We start from the raw sequence: 17,185 nt of genomic DNA, 5'->3' as shown, positions 1-17,185 counted from the left end.
CCGGCGCCTCTCCGGGCGGTGCGTGACGAGGCCGGGGCGCTTCCTCCCTTCGATCGTCGCGCTGCGGAGAGCAGGCGGGGAGGGCCGAACGGCACGTGTTCGCCCGGGTCTGCCCGGGACCTACGACCCTGTGGCGCGCGACGACGGGGAGTGACACTCGAGTCCCCGGATCCCCAGGAGGCCCCGCGTGCCGACCCGTGCAACAGCCCCACGCCCAGCCCACGCCGTTCGTGTGGTGGTCGACGACGTCCCCGAGCTCGACGACCTGGTCGAGGAGGCGGCCCGCCGCGCGCTGGCGTCCCACTGCGCGCTCGAGCTCGTCGAGCCGCCGGTCTCCGAGAGCGACCACGCCGCCCGCGCCCGGGTGATCAGGTGCATGGACGAGGCGCTGGACGTCGCTCGTCGCACCGCACCCGGCGTCCCGGTCCGCGTGGGTGCACCCATCGAGCTGCCCCGCCCGCGTCACTCGCCGTGACCGGCGTCGCCGAGGTCGGCGTCGAGCCGGTGCCCCTGCAGCGGCTGGCGCCGCTGCTGACGCCCGAGCGTGCCGAGCGGCTCGAGACGCACGTGGCCGCGGCGCGACGGCTGCTCGAGGGACGCACCGTGTGGAACGTCAACTCGACCGCGCGCGGAGGGGGCGTCGCCGAGATGCTGCACACCCTCGTCGCCTACGCGGCCGGCGCCGGGGTCGACACCCGCTGGCTGGTGGTGGACGGCGACCCGGGGTTCTTCGCCGTCACCAAGAGGATCCACAACCGGCTGCACGGGGTGCGGGGTGACGCCGGCAGGCTCGACGCCGCGGCGCGAGAGACGTACGACGCCACGCTGGCGCGGCAGCGCGACGACGTGGTCGACCTCGTGCAGCCGGGCGACGTGGTCCTCCTGCACGACCCGCAGGTGGCCGGGCTCGCCTGCCACCTGCGCGAGCGCGGGGCCGTCGTCGTGTGGCGCTGCCACGTCGGCCTGGACGAGCACAACCAGTGGACCCGCGAGGCGTGGGGCTTCCTCCGTGAGCTGGTCGAGCCGGCGCAGGCCTGCGTGTTCTCGCGCGAGGCGTTCGCACCCGACTGGGTCGACCGGAGGTGGCTGCGGGTGATCCCGCCCTCGCTGGACCCGTTCAGCCCCAAGAACGCCGACCTCGGCGCGGAGGAGGTGGACTCGATCGTGCACCGGGAGGGGCTGGTGGTCGAGGGAGCGCCGCTGCCCGCCGACGGCCGGGTCGTGCTCCAGGTGAGCCGGTGGGACCGCCTCAAGGACATGGGCGGGGTGCTGGCCGCGTTCGCCGAGCACATCCGGCTGCTCCCGGACGACGTCCACCTCGTGCTGGCGGGCCCTGCGACCGACGGCGTCGCCGACGACCCCGCTGCCGCCGAGGTGCTGGCGGACTGCCGCGACCTGTGGCACGCCCTGCCGCCGCGGGCCCGCGACCGGAGCCACCTGGTGTCGGTGCCGATGGACGACCTCGACGACAACGCGCGGGTCGTGAACGCGCTGCAGCGCTGGTCGACCGTCGTGGTCCAGAAGAGCCTCGCGGAGGGGTTCGGCCTCACCGTGACCGAGCCGATGTGGAAGGGCCGGCCCGTGGTGGCCTCGGCCGTGGGCGGGATCCGCGACCAGGTCGAGGACGGCGTGAGCGGCGTCCTGCTCGCCGACCCGCGCGACGGCGCCGCCCTGGTGGCTGCCCTCTCCTCCCTGCTGTCGGACGCGGACCGGCGTCGCGAGATGGGCCGGGCCGCGCACCAGCGGGTCCGCGACCACTACCTGGCCGACCGGCACCTCATCCAGTACGCCGAGCTCTTCGCGCAGCTCCTCGGCGAGGCCTGAGCGGCCCTGACCCTGGCCCGACGTCCCGCGCGTCGAGGGTCGGGCGCGGCGATGACAGACTGCGGCCATGGACAACCTCACCGTCATCGTGCTCGCCGCCGGCGGCGGCACCCGCATGAAGTCGAAGACCATGAAGGTTCTGCACCCGGTCGGCGGGCGCTCCATGATCGGGCACGTGCTGCACGCCGTGCAGGCCGTGGAGCCGACCAGCGTCGTCGCGGTCGTCGGGCACCAGCGCGAGCAGGTGGGGCCGCACATCACCGAGCTGCTGCCGTCCGCGGTGCTCGCGGTCCAGGAGACGCAGGACGGCACGGGACACGCCGTACGCGTCGCGATGGAGGCCTCCGGCACCACGACCGGCACCGTGATCGTCGCAGCCGGCGACACCCCGCTGCTGGAGGGCGAGTCGCTCCGGGCGTTCGCCGAGGAGCACCACGCCGCGCAGCGGGCGGTGAGCATCCTGAGCGGACGGCTGGCCGACCCGTTCGGCTACGGGCGGATCGTGCGCAACCACGAGGGCGACGTCGAGGCGATCGTCGAGGAGAAGGACGCGACGCCCGAGCAGCGCGAGATCGACGAGATCAGCTCCGGGATCCTGGCCTTCGACGCCGAGTTCCTGGTCTCGGCCCTGGCCCGCATCACCAACGACAACGCCAAGGGCGAGTACTACCTCACCGACGCCGTCGGCCTGGCGCGCGAGGACGGCCTGACCGTCGGGGCGCACCTCATCGACGACGTCGCCCAGACGGCCGGGGCCAACGACCGCGCCCAGCTGGCCGAGCTCGGCCGCGAGCTCAACCGCCGCATCGTCACCCGCTGGATGAAGGACGGCGTGACGGTGATGGACCCGGCGACGACGTGGATCGAGGCCGACGTGGTCCTCGAGCCCGACGTCACGATCCTCCCCGGCACCCAGCTGCTCGGCGCGACCGTCGTGCACGAGGACGCCGTGGTCGGACCCGACACGACGCTGAAGGACTGCGAGATCGGCGCCGGCGCGCGCGTCGTACGCACGCATGGCGAGCTCGCGGTCATCGGCGACGACGCCTCGGTCGGGCCGTTCGCCTACCTCCGGCCCGGCACCCACCTCGGCGCGAAGGGCAAGATCGGCACGTTCGTCGAGACCAAGAACTCGACGATCGGCGACGGCGCCAAGGTGCCGCACCTGTCCTACGTCGGCGACGCCGAGATCGGCGAGGGCACCAACATCGGCGCCGGCACGATCTTCGCCAACTACGACGGGGTGGCCAAGCACCGCACGGTCGTCGGGCGCCACGCCAGGACGGGCTCGAACAACACGTTCGTCGCTCCGGTCGAGATCGGCGACGGCGCGGGCACCGCGGGCGGCACGACCGTGCGCCGCAACGTGCCCCCGGGTGCGCTCGCGGTCAGCGCGTCCCCCCAGCGCAACCTCGAGGGCTGGACGGAGTCACGGCGGGCCGGCACGGCGCAGGCCGAGGCGGCGCGAACGGCGCGTGAACAGCAGGAGACGCCCGAGCAGTGACCCCGGGGTTGGAGGTGGCCGGGATGTGGGTCAGACTTCTGTCCAGCACCTCCGATCGAGCCTTCCCCCGAGGCTGACCAGGACAGCGAGGAGTCGCGTCGCGTGACCGGAATGAAGCGGACCACCGAGAAGAACCTGATGGTCTTCAGCGGCCGGGCGCACCCCGACCTCGCCACCGAGGTCGCCGACCTCCTCGAGTGCGGGCTGGTGCCCCAGGACGCGCGGGCGTTCGCCAACGGCGAGCTCTACGTGCGCTACGAGGAGTCCGTGCGCGGGTGCGACGCGTTCGTGATCCAGAGCCACACCGCTCCGATCAACGAGTGGATCATGGAGCACCTGATCATGGTCGACGCGCTCAAGCGGGCGTCGGCCAAGCGGATCACGGTCGTGATGCCGTTCTACGGCTACGCCCGCCAGGACAAGAAGCACCGTGGCCGGGAGCCGATCTCGGCCCGGCTGGTGGCCGACCTCTTCAAGACCGCCGGGGCCGACCGGCTGATCACCGTCGACCTGCACGCCGACCAGATCCAGGGCTTCTTCGACGGTCCCGTCGACCACCTGATGGCGCTGCCGATCCTCACCGACTACGTCAAGCACAAGTACGGCGACCAGCAGCTCGCCGTCGTCTCGCCGGACGCCGGCCGGATCAAGGTCGCCGAGCGCTGGTCGGCCCGCCTCGGCGGCGTACCCCTCGCCTTCATCCACAAGACCCGCCGGATCGACGTCGCCAACGAGGTCGTCGCCAACCGGGTCGTCGGTGAGGTCGAGGGCAAGATCTGCATCCTGACCGACGACATGATCGACACCGGCGGCACGATCGTGAAGGCCGCCGAGGCGTGCGTCGCCGACGGCGCCGCCGGCGTGATCATCGCCGCGACCCACCCGATCCTGTCCGACCCCGCCGTCGACCGGCTGAAGAACTCCTCCGCCGTCGAGGTCGTGGTCACCAACACGCTCCCCGTGCCGCCGGAGAAGCAGTTCGACAAGCTCACCACCCTCTCCATCGCCCCGCTCATCGCGCGCGCGATCCGCGAGGTCTTCGAGGACGGCTCCGTTACCTCGATGTTCGACGGCCACGCCTAGGCCGACGGCGAGGAAAGGGCCGTTCGGGACTTCGCACCCGAGTTTCCCGCTTGGCACCCGAAGCCTTGGGCACCAAGCGGGAGAGTCACCGGATATCCGGTGACTCCCTCGAGATGAGGTCTAGAGCGTCCGGTCGAGGTCGTCGAGCGAGTCGTTCCACGAGCGGGCGAGGACGGTGGGCACGTCGCCCTCGAGGGCGGCGGCGACCGCGGTGCGCAGCTCGTGGCGTGCGTCGAGCGGGAGCGGCAGCACCGGGAAGGCGTCGCCGATCACGTCGCCCATCGCCTGGCCGGACCGCTGGGCCAGGGCGAGGCCGTCGGTGACGTAGCGCCCGAGGTAGGGGCGGACGAGCTCGGCCTGGTCCCAGCCCCAGAACCCGGCGCCGACGGCGTCGAACTCGTGGTTGCCCAGCTCGCCGCCCATCAGCCGCGCCCAGGCGGCGGCCTTGGCCTCCGGCGTGGGTACGGCGGCGCGTGCGGCGAGCGCGGCGTGGTGGCCGGAGACGGACTTGTCGCGCTGCTCCTCGGGGCCGATCCACGAGTCGTCGCCCAGCTCGGCGAGCCGGTGGACAGCCGCCCAGCGGACCGTCTGGTCGACGTCGTCGCGGCCGAGCCAGTCGACGAGGAAGTCACGGTCGGCACTGATCCGGGCGAGCACGCGCGACGCCCCGGGGGCGAGCGCCGGGTCGCCACCGTCGACGGCGCCGCGGGCGATGTCGGCGACGACCGCGAGGTGGCCGGCCGCCTCGGTGGGCTCGGCGTAGCGGCGGGTGATCGACTGCAGCGCGCGCATCACGCCCTCGAAGACCAGTGGGTGGGTCTCGGGCCGCAGGTGGGTGTCGGCGAGGGCGACGAAGTCCGCGACCCGGACGACCTGCGACTCGCAGAGGTCGACCGCGGTCCACCACAGCATCGCGCGCGTCAGCTGCGACTCGACCGACGAGAGGCCGCGCGTGACCGCCGCCCACGACTGCTCGTCGGGTCGGACCACCGCGAAGGTCTCGTCGCCGGAGTTGGGCACGACGACCCGGCCGGCGAAGTCGTCGAGCCGCACCGGCTCGTCGCCGAGCAGCACGTCGCGGGAGTCCACGAGCCGCATCGCGTCGTCGTACGCCGACACGGTGATGCGGTGCGACCGCGAGCCCTCGCGGGTGAGGACCGGCACGCCGTCGTCTCCCCGCGTGACGCGCAGGGTGTCGAAGCCGGTCGAGCGCAGCCACGCCTCGGCCCAGCCGCGCACGTCCTTGTCGGTGGCCGAGTCGAGGGAGTCGAGGAAGGCCGCCAGGTCGGCGTTGCCGAAGGCGTGCGCGGTGAGGTGCTTGTTGACGCCGGCGAGGAAGTCCTGCTCGCCGAGCCAGTGGCCGAGCTGGGCGAGGGCGGAGTTGCCCTTGGCGTAGGTGATCATGTCGAAGTTCGCGAAGGCCGTGTCGACGTCGACGATCTTGTCGGTGTCCTCGGCGATCGGGTGGGTCGAGCGGCGCCGGTCGGCGCGGTAGCCGGCCGGCTTGCGGGTGATCGCGGCCGACGTCCAGGCGTCGGTGTAGCCCGCCGCCACGCCCGCGACGTCGTAGCCCATGAAGTCCGCGAACGACTCGTTGAGCCACGAGTCCTCCCACCACTTCATGGTCACGAGGTCGCCGAACCACATGTGCGCCATCTCGTGGGCGATCGTCGAGGCCATCCACTCGCGCTCGAGCTCGGTGGGCGTGCCCTGCGTGAGCGCCTGGTCGCGGAAGACCACGCACCCGGGGAACTCCATCGCACCCCAGTTGAGGCCGGGGGCGAACACCTGCTGGTAGTCGGCGTAGGGGTAGTCCGGCTCGAAGACCGTCGTGTAGTGCTGGAAGCAGGCGCTGGTGATGCGCTTGAGCTCGTCCGCGTCGCGCTGCAGCTCACGACCCTGCGACGCCCGCGCGTGCCAGCCGAACGGCAGCGTGCCGCCGGGTGCGGGGGCGTACGGCTCGTCCCAGGTGACCGACACCCACGGGCCGCCGACGAGGGTGAAGAGGTACGACGAGAACGGCGGGGTGGTGCCGAAGGTCCAGATGTCCGCCGAGGTGTCGCCCGCCTCGCCCGAGGTGCGCCCCTCGAGCGGTCCGTTGCCGAGCACCGTCCAGTGCGACGGCGCGGTGACCGTCAGCGTGAACGTCGACTTGACGTCGGGCTGGTCGAAGCAGGGGACGACCTTCTGCGCGATGTCCATCGACGTGTGCGCGCAGACGTAGCGCTCGCCGTCGGCCGGGTCGATCGTCACGGTCATGCCGTCGCCGTCGGTGACGTACGGCATCCGGGCCGTGACCCGGACCGTGTTGGTCGCTGCCAGGTCGGTCAGCGCGATGCGCCCGTCGGCGTACGGCGCCGGTGCCCCGTCGAGGGTCACGTCGGTGCCGCCGTTGAGCTCCAGGAACGTCGAGGCACCGGGCTGGGTGCAGCCGAAGGAGATCGTCGCCTCGACGCCGAAGTCCTCGGTCGAGGTCAGGTCGAGGTGGAGCTCGGTGTGGACGTCGGTCAGCAGGACGGCGCGCTCGCGCGCCTCGGGAAGCATCAGGGGCACCGGGACACCCTAGTGAGCGGCCCGTGACCGCCGCCTCCCCATTCGGTGTCGGCGCCCGTCGCCGCGATTCGACCTCGCCACCGGCCCGGGTCTAGAGTTCTCGGGTTGCCTCGGCGAGGGAGCCCGCACGACCAGGACTCCGTGATCGACTGGGCCGGACCGCATCACTGCGCCGCGCCCCCGATCCGGAGCGCGGCGTTCGTCGTCTCCGGCCGAGGCCCACGAACCCACACCGACGTACGGAGAACATGATGTCTGCCCCCGAGAAGATCGCCGCCGAGAGCCGCACCGAGTTCGGCAAGGGCGCTGCCCGCCGGATCCGCCGCGAGGACAAGATCCCCGCCGTCATCTACGGCCACGGCAACGAGCCGGTCCACGTCATCCTGCCCGGCCACCAGACGATGATGGCCCTCAAGCACGGCGGCGCCAACGCGCTCCTCGCGCTCGACGTCGAGGGCTCCGAGCAGCTCGCCCTCACCAAGGACGTGCAGATCGACCCGATCCGCCGCCTCATCGAGCACATCGACTTCGTCGCGGTCAAGCGCGGCGAGAAGGTCACCGTCGACGTCCCCGTGCACGTCGTGGGCGAGGCCGGTCCCGAGACCCTGGTCGTCACCGAGAACGCCGTCGTCTCCGTCGAGGCCGAGGCCACCCACATCCCCGAGGCCTTCGAGGTCTCGATCGAGGGCGCCGAGGTCGGCACCCAGGTCCTCGCCAAGGACCTCGACCTCCCCTCCGGCGTGACGCTGCTCGCCGACGGGGAGCTCCTCATCGTCAACGTGACCCAGCAGATCTCCGCCGAGGCCCTCGAGGCCGAGCTGGAGGAGGCCGAGGCCGAGGCCGGCATCGAGCACGACGCCCCCGAGGCCGAGACCGAGGCGCCTGCGGGCGACGAGGCCCCGGCCGAGGACGCCGCTGCCGAGGGCACCGACTCCGAGTGACCAGTCGGCGCATCCTCGCGCCGTGACACCGTCGAGTCGGCGCATCTGCACACGCACCATGTGCAGATGCGCCGACTCGACGCCATTTCGGTGCGCAGACGCGCCCACTCGACTGATTGGATGATGACCGTGAGCGACGCACCGACCTCCGACGTGTGGCTGGTCGTCGGGCTCGGCAACCCCGGCCCGTCGTACGCCGGCCACCGCCACAACATCGGCTACCTCGTCACCGACGAGCTCGCCTCACGGATGGGCTCACCGTTCCGTTCCCACAAGTCGGGCCGCGCCGACGTCGTCGAGGGCCGGTTGTCCCTCGGCGGCCCCCGCGTCGTGCTGGCCCGCGGGCGCGGCTACATGAACGAGTCCGGCGGCCCGGTCAAGGCGCTCGCCACGTTCTACAAGGTCGACCCGGCGCACATCATCGCCATCCACGACGAGCTCGACATCGCCTTCGGCACGCTGCGGGTCAAGCTCGGCGGCGGCGACAACGGCCACAACGGGCTGAAGTCGATGCGGTCCTCGCTCGGCACCGGCGACTTCCACCGCGTCCGCGCCGGCATCGGCCGCCCGCCCGGCCGCCAGGACGTCGCCGACTTCGTGCTGTCCAACTACTCGACCGTCGAGCGCAAGGAGCTGCCGTTCCAGGTCTCCGACGCCGCCGACGCCGTCGAGTCGCTCATCACCGACGGCCTCGAGAAGACCCAGCAGCGCTTCAACTCCTAGCCCGACTCCCGGCCCCGCCCGGTCTGGACCGTCCCCCGTTTGGGGCATGAGGTCCCGCCCGCCACCGCCTAGCGTCGGCACGGACGGACGGGGGACTTCGATGGCAGGCGCCACGAGCCGGCGCCCGCGGCTGCGCCGCCTGCTGGCGGTCGCCACGCTGCTGGGCGTGCTCGGCCTCGCCGCGGCCGTGGTCCTCAACCTCAGCCTGACCAGCCGGATGGGCCGGATCGACGGTGCCTTCGACGGCCTGGGCGATCGTCCGGCCGAGCAGCCGGGCGAGACGATCCTCATGGTCGGCACCCGGCCCGGCGGCAGCGCGGACGTGTCCTGGCTGCCCGGCGAGCAGTCCGTCGAGGCGGTCATGCTCGTCGAGGTCCCTCCCGACGGGCGCAGCGCGCGGGTGGACTCCGTGCCGATCCCGTACGACGACCGCGCCGGGCTCGGTGCCCGGCCGCCGAGCGCGGCGGTGGCTGCCGTCGAGTCGACGACGGGCCGTCGGGTCGACCACCTCATGGCGATCGACTGGCAGACCTTCGCCGACCTCGCCGCCGACAACGACGTGGACGCCGCCTACCACTACGGGTCCGCGCCCGCCGCCCAGCACGACTACCTGCGCCTCGTCCTCGAGGGCACCCTGCACGCCGAGCTGCGCAAGCAGCCCCTGTCGCTCTACCGCGCCCTGCGCACGACGGCCGCCGGCGTCGCGGTCGACGACACCTGGTCGGTCGCCGAGCTCGACCTCCTGGTGCTCCACCTGCGCGACCTCCGGTCGGCCGACATCACCTTCTCCGCAGCCGCCCGGTAGGGCTCCCCAAAATGGGCGAAAGCCCCCGTGCGCGGTCCGTCCGGGCCGTCGCGGTCCAGAAGATCGGAGCATGTCGGGCGTGGGGCCCGGCGCGCGAGCCCGGGGGAGTGAGATGGCCGTCGCCAGTGTCGTGATACCTGCCCACAACGAGGCAGCCACGATCGGCCGCAACCTGCGCGCGCTGCGGCAAGGCACCGGTGCCGACCTCGACGTGGTCGTCGTCTGCAACGGCTGCACCGACCGCACCGCCGAGGCAGCCCGTGCCGCCGACCCGTTCGCCCGCGTCATCGAGATCCCGCAGCCCTCGAAGGTCGAGGCCGTGCGGGTCGGCAACGCCGCGACCGACGTCTTCCCGCGTATCCACCTCGACGCCGACATCGAGCTCGACGGCGAGGCGGCGCTCCGGCTGATCGAGCCCATCGCCCGCGACGAGGTCCTCGCCACCGCACCACGCCGCGACGTGCCCCGCACCGGGTGCTCGCGCTGGGTGCGGTGGTACTACGACGTCTGGGAAGCGCTGCCCCAGGTGGAGAACGGCCTGTTCGGCCGCGGCGTCGTCGTGCTCTCCGAGCAGGGGCAGGCGCGCGTGACCGCGCTGCCGCGGATGATGAGCGACGACCTCGGCATGTCCGACTCGTTCAGCAGCGACGAGCGCCGGGTCGTGCCCACCGCCGTCGCCGTCGTGCACCCGCCGCGCACCGTCCGCGACCTCGTGCGGCGTCGGATCCGCATCGCGACGGGCAACGAGCAGGCCGCCCAGCTCGGCGTACGACGTCCTGCCTCGCGCACCAGTGCCCGCACCCTGCTCGGCCTCGCCGTCACCCGGCCCGGCCTGGCCCTCCGACTCCCGGTGTTCGTGGCAGTCCACGTCGCCGCCCGGATCGGCGCCCGGGGGGCGCTGAGGTCCGGGGACTTCACCACCTGGCAACGAGACGAAAGCTCACGCACATGACCTCACTGTCCAACGCGCGGTCCCGCGACCGCGCCCTCGTCGCTCCCACGGCGACCGTCGAGGACGGCGCCCGCGTCGGTCCCGGCGCGCAGGTGTGGGACCAGACCGTCGTGCGCTCGGGAGCGCAGGTCGGCGACGGCACGATCCTCGGCCGCGGCGTCTACGTCGGCCCCGGGGCGCGCATCGGCGAGAGGTGCAAGGTGCAGAACCAGGCGCTGGTCTACGAGCCGGCCGTCCTGGGCGACGGCGTCTTCGTCGGCCCGGCCGTCGTGCTCACCAACGACACCTACCCGCGGGCCGTGACGACCGACGGCAGGCGCAAGAGCGCAGACGACTGGGAGCCCGTTGGGGTGACGATCGAGGAGGGAGCGTCCGTCGGGGCGCGCTCGGTGTGCGTGGCGCCGGTGCGGATCGGCCGGTGGGCCAGCGTCGGCGCCGGCTCGGTCGTGACGCGCGACGTGCCGGACCACGCGCTCGTCGTCGGCTCGCCCGCGAGGCGGATCGGCTGGGTGGGGCGCAGCGGCGTCCCGCTGGTGTCGGACAACCGTGACCGGTGGATCTGCCCGGTCACCGGAGAGGTGTACGTGGAGGCCGACGGCCGACTGGAGGAAGCACGATGAGCAGCAGCACCACCCGACCGTTGGGCATCGCCGTCATCGGCGCCGGCTACTGGGGCCCCAACCTGGTCCGCAACTTCGGGGCGTCGCCCGACTGGAGCCTCGAGCTGGTCTGCGACCTCGACCTCGAGCGTGCCCGCCGCATCGCCGGCCCGCACATCGAGGTCACCGACAGCGTGGAGCGGGTGCTCGACGACCCGCGGATCGACGCGGTCGCCATCGCCACCCCGGCCCGTACGCACCACGGGCTGGCACTGCAGGCGCTGAGCGCGGGCAAGCACGTGCTGGTGGAGAAGCCGCTGGCCGACAGCGTCTCCCGCGGCCGCACGATGGTGGACCTGGCGGACGCGCAGGGCCTGACCCTGATGACCGACCACACCTACTGCTACACGCCGGCCGTGCAGAAGATGCGCGACCTGGTGAGCAGCGGCGAGCTCGGCCAGGTGCACTTCGTCGACTCGGTCCGCATCAACCTCGGGCTCGTGCAGCCCGACATCGACGTGCTCTGGGACCTCGCACCGCACGACCTCGCGATCCTCGACTTCGTGCTGCCGGGGGGTCTTCCGACCACGGGCATCGGCGCGACCGGCGCCGACCCCATCGGCGCCGGCCGTGCCTGTGTCGGCCACCTGACCCTGCCGCTGCCGGACGACGGTCTCGCCCACGTGCACGTCAACTGGCTCAGCCCGACGAAGATCCGCCAGATGGTGATCGGCGGGTCGCGCCGCACGCTCGTGTGGGACGACCTCAACCCGCAGCAGCGCCTCAGCATCTACGACCGCGGCGTCGACCTGGCGCGCACGTCGGTCGCGGGCGCCGACCGCGCCGCGTCCACCGTCTCCTACCGCCTCGGCGACACCTGGTCGCCGGCGCTGCCCGAGCGCGAGGCCCTCGGCTCGATGGTCACCGAGTTCGCCGGGGCCATCCGCGAGGGACGCCCGGCGCTGACCGACGGCCGGTCCGGGCTGCGTGTCCTCGAGGTGCTCGAGGCGGCCTCGCACCGGCTGGCCGAGCGCTCCGAGTCGTCGTACGACGCCGCGCTGCCGGTCCGGTCCGGACCGCCGGTGCCGCGCCAGGCCGGCGCCGCAGCCGCGGACGGCCTCGGCGAGCCCGTCATGGAGGGCGCACGATGACCGCCCTGTCCGGTGCGACCGCGCTGGTGACCGGCGGTGCCGGCACGATCGGGTCGACGCTCGTCGACCAGCTCTTCGACGCCGGCGCCGCCCAGGTGCGCGTCCTCGACAACTTCGTCCGCGGACGCGAGGCCAACCTGGCCGACGCCCTCGGGCGCGACGGTGCCGACCTCGTCCTGGTGCGCGGCGACATCCGCGACCGCGACCTGGTCCACGACCTGACCAGCGGCTGCGACCTCGTCTTCCACCAGGCCGCGATCCGGATCACCCAGTGCGCCGAGGAGCCGCGGCTGGCCCTGGAGGTGCTCGTCGACGGGTCCTTCAACGTCATCGAGGCCGCGGCGACGACGCCCGGCGTGGACAAGGTGGTGGCGGCCTCGTCGGCGTCGGTCTACGGGCTGGCCGAGGAGTTCCCGACGCCCGAGCACCAGCACCCCTACGACAACGACACGTTCTACGGCGCGGCCAAGACGTTCAACGAGGGCATGCTGCGCAGCTTCCGGGCGATGAACGGCCTCGACTACGTCGCCCTGCGCTACTTCAACGTCTACGGCCCGCGGATGGACGTGCACGGCCTCTACACCGAGGTGCTGGTCCGGTGGATGGAGCGCATCGACGACGGCCTGCCGCCCCTGATCTTCGGTGACGGGCGCCAGACCATGGACTTCGTCTTCACCACCGACATCGCGAGAGCCAACGTGCTGGCGGCCTCCAGCGGCGTGGTCGAGGGCGTCTACAACGTCGCCCGCGGCGAGGAGACCAGCCTGCTGGGGCTCGCCGAGACCCTGCTGCGGGTGATGGGCTCGGACCTGCCCGTCGAGCACGGGCCCGAGCGCGGCGTCAACGGTGTCGTACGACGCCTCGCCGACACGTGCGCCGCCGAGCGCGACCTCGGCTTCGTCGCGCGCACCGGCCTCGAGGACGGCCTGCGCCAGCTCGTCGAGTGGTGGCGCCCCCAGCGCGAGCAGATCGCCGCCGGGCGCGCGGTGGCGGTGTCGTGATGAGCCTCGACCACGCGGCTGAGCAGCTCACCCGCATCAACGTGATGCAGCCGTGGCTCGGCGAGGAGGAGGTGGCCGCCGTCTCGGAGGTGCTGCGCTCCGGCTGGGTCGCACAGGGCCCACGGGTGGCGGAGTTCGAGGCTGCCTTCGCCGAGGCCCAGCAGGTCGCGCACGCGGTCGCGCTGAGCAGCTGCACGACGGCGCTGCACCTGGCCCTCGTCGTCGCGGGCGTCGGCCCCGGTGACGAGGTCGTCGTGCCGTCGTTCTCCTTCGTCGCCACGACCAACGCGCCGACCTACGTGGGGGCCACGCCGGTCTTCGCCGACGTCGACCCCGTCACCGGCAACCTCACACCTGCCACGATCGCCACGGTGGTCACCCCGCGGACGCGCGCGGTGATCGCCGTGGACCAGGGCGGCGTCCCGCTCGACCTACGGGCCATCCGCGCGTGGTGCGACCCCCTCGGCATCACGGTGGTCGAGGACGCGGCGTGCGCCGCCGGGTCCACCGCGCACGGCCGACCGGCCGGCTCGGAGGCGGAGGTCGCCACCTGGTCCTTCCACCCGCGCAAGCTGCTCACCACCGGCGAGGGCGGCATGCTCACCACGTCGCGCGCCGACTGGGCCGAGCGCGCACGCCGGCTGCGGGAGCACGCGATGAGCGTCTCCGCCGCCGACCGCCACGCGAGCGTCCTCGCACCGCCGGAGAGCTTCGACGAGATCGGCTTCAACTTCCGGATGACCGACCTGCAGGCGGCGGTCGGCCTGGTCCAGCTCGGCCGGCTCCCCGAGATGGTCGCGCGGCGCCGCGAGCTCGCCGCGAGGTACGCCGACGCGGTGGCCGGGCTGCCCGGCCTGCGGCTCGTGGGCGACCCCGCCTGGGGCACCACCAACTTCCAGTCCTGCTGGCTCGAGGTCCTGCCCGAGCACCCGATGGACCGCGAGCAGGTGATGGAGCACCTCGCCGCAGCCGGCATCTCGGCGCGGCGCGGGATCATGGCGGCGCACCGCCAGCCGGCGCACGCCGGCCTCGACCACGTCGCCCTGCCGGTCACCGAGCACCTGACCGACACGACGCTGGTGCTGCCGCTGTTCCACCAGATGACCGACGCCGAGCACCAGCGCGTGTGCGACGCGCTCGGATCGGCGTGGCGACCGTGAGCGGGCTGGCCCTGGTCGGCGCGAGCGGGCTGGCGCGGGAGGCGACCGCGGTCGCCGTCCTCTCACAGCACGACGGGCCCGTCCAGGTCGTCGACGACGACCCCGCCAGGTGGGGCACCCTGCACGGCCTCGCGCCGGTGCTCGGAGGCATCGACCTGGTCGTCGACCTGCCCGACCACGACGTCGTCCTCACCCTCGGCAAGGGACGGATCCGTCGTCGGGTCGCGACCCGCCTCGCCATGCTCGGGCTCGACGCCTCGCGCTACACCGCCCTGCTGCACCCCCGGCTGGTGCTGCCGGGCAGCTGCCACGTCGGCCGGGGCTCGATCGCCCTGGACGGCGTGGTGCTGACCGCCGACGTCGAGGTCGGCGACCACGTCGTCCTGATGCCCCACGTGACCCTCACGCACGGCTGCACCGTCGCCGACTACGCCACGCTCTGCGCCGGCGTGTCCCTCGGCGGCGACGTCGAGGTCGGCGAGGCCGCCTACCTCGGCATGAACGCCTCCGTGCGCGAAGGCGTGCGCATCGGGGCCGACGCCACCGTCGGGATGGGCTCGGTGGTCCTCGACGACGTCCCCGCAGGAGAGACCTGGGTGGGAGTGCCCGCCCGACCGATCCGGACAGGAGTCCACGCATGAACAAGAGCAGCACCGTCCCCTTCGTCGACCTCGCCTCCCAGCACGCGGAGGTCGCGGCCGAGGTGGAGGCGGGGATCGCCGCGGTCTTCGCGACCACGGCGTTCGTCGACGGCCCGCCCGTCGCGGACTTCGAGCACCAGTACGCCTCCTTCGTCGGCGTCGACCACTGCGTCGGCGTCGGCAACGGCACCGACGCGCTCGAGCTCGCGCTGCGGGCGGCGGGTGTCGGACCCGAGGGCGAGGTCGTCATCCCGGCCAACACCTTCATCGCCACCGCCGAGGCGGTGTCGCGGATCGGGGCCGTCCCGGTGCTCGTGGACTGCGACGACGAGCGCCTGCTCATCGACCCCGACCAGGTCGAGGGGGCGATCACCGACCGCACCCAGGCCGTGGTGGCCGTCCACCTCTTCGGCCAGCTCGCGCCGATGGAGCGGCTCGCGCAGGTCTGCGGCGACGCGGGCGTGCCGCTCGTCGAGGACGCCGCCCAGTCCCAGGGCGCCCGCCTCGGCGGCCGCGGCGCGGGCGCGCTCGGCACGGTCGCGGCGACCAGCTTCTACCCCGGCAAGAACCTCGGAGCCGCCGGTGACGCCGGCGCGGTCACCACCGACGACGCCACCATCGCCGCGGAGGTGCGCCGCCTGCGCAACCACGGGTCGTCGACCCGCTACGTGCACGACGTGATCGGGATGAACTCCCGGCTCGACACGGTGCAGGCCGTCTACCTGCGTGCCAAGCTCGACCGCCTCGAGAAGTGGAACGAGCTGCGGGTGCGCGCCGCCGCCCGCTACGACCGGCTGCTGGCCGACGTGCCCGGCGTACGTCGTCCGCTGCTCGGCGCGGAGGGGCAGCACGTGTGGCACCTCTACGTCGTCCGCGTCGCCGAGCGCGACCGGGTCCTGGCCGAGCTCGGCCGGGCCGGGGTGGGGGCTGGCATCCACTATCCCTACCCGGTGCACCGGACCGGCGCCTACGCGCACCTGGGCCTCGGGCCCGGGACGGCGCCCGTCGCGGAGGCGGCCGCAGGGGAGATCCTGTCGCTGCCGATGCACCCGCACCTGACCGAGGACCAGCAGGACCGCGTCGTCGAGGTGCTCGCCGGCGCGGTGACGGGTGGCCGGTCGTGACCACCCTGCTCGTCGCCAACGACGGCGGCCACCTGATGCAGCTGCACACCCTGCGGCCGCGGCTCGGCGTCGGCGACGACGTGGTGTGGGTGACGCCCCGCACGCCGCAGACCGAGTCGCTGCTCGCGGGGGAGCGGGTCCACTGGGCCCTTCCGTGCCCGCCCCGGGACACCCGTGCGCTCGCCCGCAACACGCTGGCCTGCCGCGCCCTCTTCGCCGACCACGACGTCTCGCTGGTCGTCAGCACCGGTGCGGCGCTCGCCCTCGCGGTGCTGCCGCAGGCGCGGCTGCGCGGCATCGAGACCGTCTACATCGAGAGCGCGACCCGGCTCGACAAGCCCTCGCTCTCCGGTCGCGCCCTCTCGATGGTGCCGGGCATCACGACCTTCAGCCAGTCCAGCGCCTTGGCGCGGGGCCACTGGCAGTTCCTCGCCTCGCCGTGGGAGCTGTACGAGACGGCCCACGCCGCCGAGCGACCGGTCCGGTCGATGGTGGTGAGCCTCGGCACGCAGGAGGGGTACGGCTTCCGCCGGCTCCTCGACCGGCTCGTGCCCCTCGTGCCGGCAGACGCCGAGGTGCTCTGGCAGACCGGCGGCACCGACGCCACCGGGCTCGGGATCGACGCCCGCGAGCGGGTCCCGTCCGAGGAGATGGCGGCCGCGGTCCGCGCCGCCGACGTCGTGGTCGCGCACGCCGGCACCGGCATCGCGCTGATGGCCCTCGAGAACGGCAAGTGCCCGATCCTGGTGCCTCGCCGCGCCATGCACGGTGAGCACGTCGACGACCACCAGCTCACGATCGCGCTCGAGCTCGCGCTGCGCGACCTGTGCATCTCCCGCGACGCCGACAGCCTCAAGGCGCGTGACCTCGTTGCGGCCGCGAGCCGCACGGTCACCAAGGTGAGCGACCCGCCGCCGCTGCACATCAGCGGGGTCCGGATCCCGCGCCAGCGCCAACGGGCGCGGACCGCCGTGGGTGTGGGGGCCGTCGCAGACCTCTGACGTCGGACCGGACGTCGGCATTGAAATTGGGGATATCGGGTCCCTCGCTGCCCGCTCGGGGTGCCGCGCAAACAGGATCAAGCACATGGCGCCCTGTGTCGCGCCGTGAAGGGTGGGGTGGAG

The 17,185-nt window shown here is 73.1% G+C and carries 16 protein-coding genes; 15 read left to right on the top strand and 1 reads right to left on the bottom strand.

Features of this window, described 5'->3' with window-relative positions; genetic code table 11:
* Window positions 1–235 precede the first annotated feature (235 nt).
* The 4 genes from AC3A3L_RS12650 (at window position 236) to AC3A3L_RS12635 (ending at window position 4,411) form a co-directional block, all read left to right on the top strand.
* The gene (locus tag AC3A3L_RS12650) at window positions 236–475 is read left to right on the top strand and encodes a hypothetical protein (RefSeq protein ID WP_487640384.1); all 240 of its coding nucleotides are present in this window, start codon (window positions 236–238) and stop codon (window positions 473–475) included.
* Window positions 472–1,824, top strand: a complete 1,353-nt coding sequence (locus tag AC3A3L_RS12645) for a glycosyltransferase (RefSeq protein WP_487640383.1) — start codon at window positions 472–474, stop codon at window positions 1,822–1,824. The genes AC3A3L_RS12650 and AC3A3L_RS12645 overlap by 4 nt, the downstream gene beginning before the upstream one ends.
* 67 nt (window positions 1,825–1,891) lie before the next feature.
* On the top strand, window positions 1,892–3,328 hold the full coding sequence (gene glmU / locus AC3A3L_RS12640) for a bifunctional UDP-N-acetylglucosamine diphosphorylase/glucosamine-1-phosphate N-acetyltransferase GlmU (RefSeq protein ID WP_487640382.1): 1,437 nt from the start codon (window positions 1,892–1,894) through the stop codon (window positions 3,326–3,328).
* Between the two features lie 111 nt (window positions 3,329–3,439).
* Window positions 3,440–4,411 carry a ribose-phosphate diphosphokinase gene (locus AC3A3L_RS12635; protein ID WP_487640580.1) on the top strand — a complete coding sequence of 324 codons (972 nt, stop codon included), beginning with the start codon at window positions 3,440–3,442 and terminating at the stop codon, window positions 4,409–4,411.
* 120 nt (window positions 4,412–4,531) lie between these two features.
* On the opposite strand, the gene pepN is transcribed toward AC3A3L_RS12635, so the two are convergent.
* Window positions 4,532–6,955 (bottom strand): aminopeptidase N, encoded by a 2,424-nt coding sequence (gene pepN / locus AC3A3L_RS12630; RefSeq protein ID WP_487640579.1) that lies wholly within the window; start codon window positions 6,953–6,955, stop codon window positions 4,532–4,534.
* A 260-nt stretch (window positions 6,956–7,215) separates the two neighbouring features.
* On the opposite strand from pepN, the gene AC3A3L_RS12625 reads away from it, so the two are divergent.
* From AC3A3L_RS12625 to AC3A3L_RS12575, 11 genes are all read left to right on the top strand, one after another.
* On the top strand, window positions 7,216–7,905 hold the full coding sequence (locus AC3A3L_RS12625; protein WP_487640381.1) for a 50S ribosomal protein L25/general stress protein Ctc: 690 nt from the start codon (window positions 7,216–7,218) through the stop codon (window positions 7,903–7,905).
* Window positions 7,906–8,034: 129 nt separating this feature from the next.
* On the top strand, window positions 8,035–8,628 hold the full coding sequence (gene pth / locus AC3A3L_RS12620) for an aminoacyl-tRNA hydrolase (protein WP_487640380.1): 594 nt from the start codon (window positions 8,035–8,037) through the stop codon (window positions 8,626–8,628).
* Between the two features lie 100 nt (window positions 8,629–8,728).
* Entirely contained in the window at window positions 8,729–9,433 is a 705-nt protein-coding gene (locus AC3A3L_RS12615; RefSeq protein ID WP_487640379.1) for a hypothetical protein, read from the top strand.
* Window positions 9,434–9,545: 112 nt separating this feature from the next.
* Complete coding sequence (locus AC3A3L_RS12610) at window positions 9,546–10,385, top strand: glycosyltransferase family 2 protein (protein ID WP_487640378.1); 840 nt, start codon at window positions 9,546–9,548, stop codon at window positions 10,383–10,385.
* A complete protein-coding gene (locus AC3A3L_RS12605; RefSeq protein ID WP_487640377.1) occupies window positions 10,382–11,005 on the top strand; it encodes an acyltransferase in 624 nt (207 codons plus the stop codon). The genes AC3A3L_RS12610 and AC3A3L_RS12605 overlap by 4 nt, the downstream gene beginning before the upstream one ends.
* On the top strand, window positions 11,002–12,135 hold the full coding sequence (locus AC3A3L_RS12600; protein WP_487640376.1) for a Gfo/Idh/MocA family protein: 1,134 nt from the start codon (window positions 11,002–11,004) through the stop codon (window positions 12,133–12,135). The genes AC3A3L_RS12605 and AC3A3L_RS12600 overlap by 4 nt, the downstream gene beginning before the upstream one ends.
* Window positions 12,132–13,136: an NAD-dependent epimerase/dehydratase family protein gene (locus tag AC3A3L_RS12595; RefSeq protein ID WP_487640375.1), complete on the top strand. Its 1,005-nt coding sequence runs from the start codon at window positions 12,132–12,134 to the stop codon at window positions 13,134–13,136. The genes AC3A3L_RS12600 and AC3A3L_RS12595 overlap by 4 nt, the downstream gene beginning before the upstream one ends.
* Window positions 13,136–14,296 (top strand): DegT/DnrJ/EryC1/StrS family aminotransferase, encoded by a 1,161-nt coding sequence (locus tag AC3A3L_RS12590; protein ID WP_487640374.1) that lies wholly within the window; start codon window positions 13,136–13,138, stop codon window positions 14,294–14,296. Before AC3A3L_RS12595 ends, AC3A3L_RS12590 begins: the two co-directional genes overlap by 1 nt.
* Window positions 14,284–14,937, top strand: coding sequence for a NeuD/PglB/VioB family sugar acetyltransferase (locus AC3A3L_RS12585; protein WP_487640373.1), 654 nt, complete (start codon window positions 14,284–14,286; stop codon window positions 14,935–14,937). Before AC3A3L_RS12590 ends, AC3A3L_RS12585 begins: the two co-directional genes overlap by 13 nt.
* On the top strand, window positions 14,934–16,061 hold the full coding sequence (locus tag AC3A3L_RS12580; protein ID WP_487640372.1) for a DegT/DnrJ/EryC1/StrS family aminotransferase: 1,128 nt from the start codon (window positions 14,934–14,936) through the stop codon (window positions 16,059–16,061). Before AC3A3L_RS12585 ends, AC3A3L_RS12580 begins: the two co-directional genes overlap by 4 nt.
* A complete protein-coding gene (locus tag AC3A3L_RS12575) occupies window positions 16,058–17,062 on the top strand; it encodes a glycosyltransferase (protein WP_487640371.1) in 1,005 nt (334 codons plus the stop codon). The genes AC3A3L_RS12580 and AC3A3L_RS12575 overlap by 4 nt, the downstream gene beginning before the upstream one ends.
* Window positions 17,063–17,185: the final 123 nt, after the last annotated feature.

It is taken from the genome of Nocardioides sp. Soil_C_8, assembly GCF_057656315.1.
Note: the sequence above shows the minus strand (reverse complement) of the source record. Positions and strands in the feature narration are given on the sequence as shown.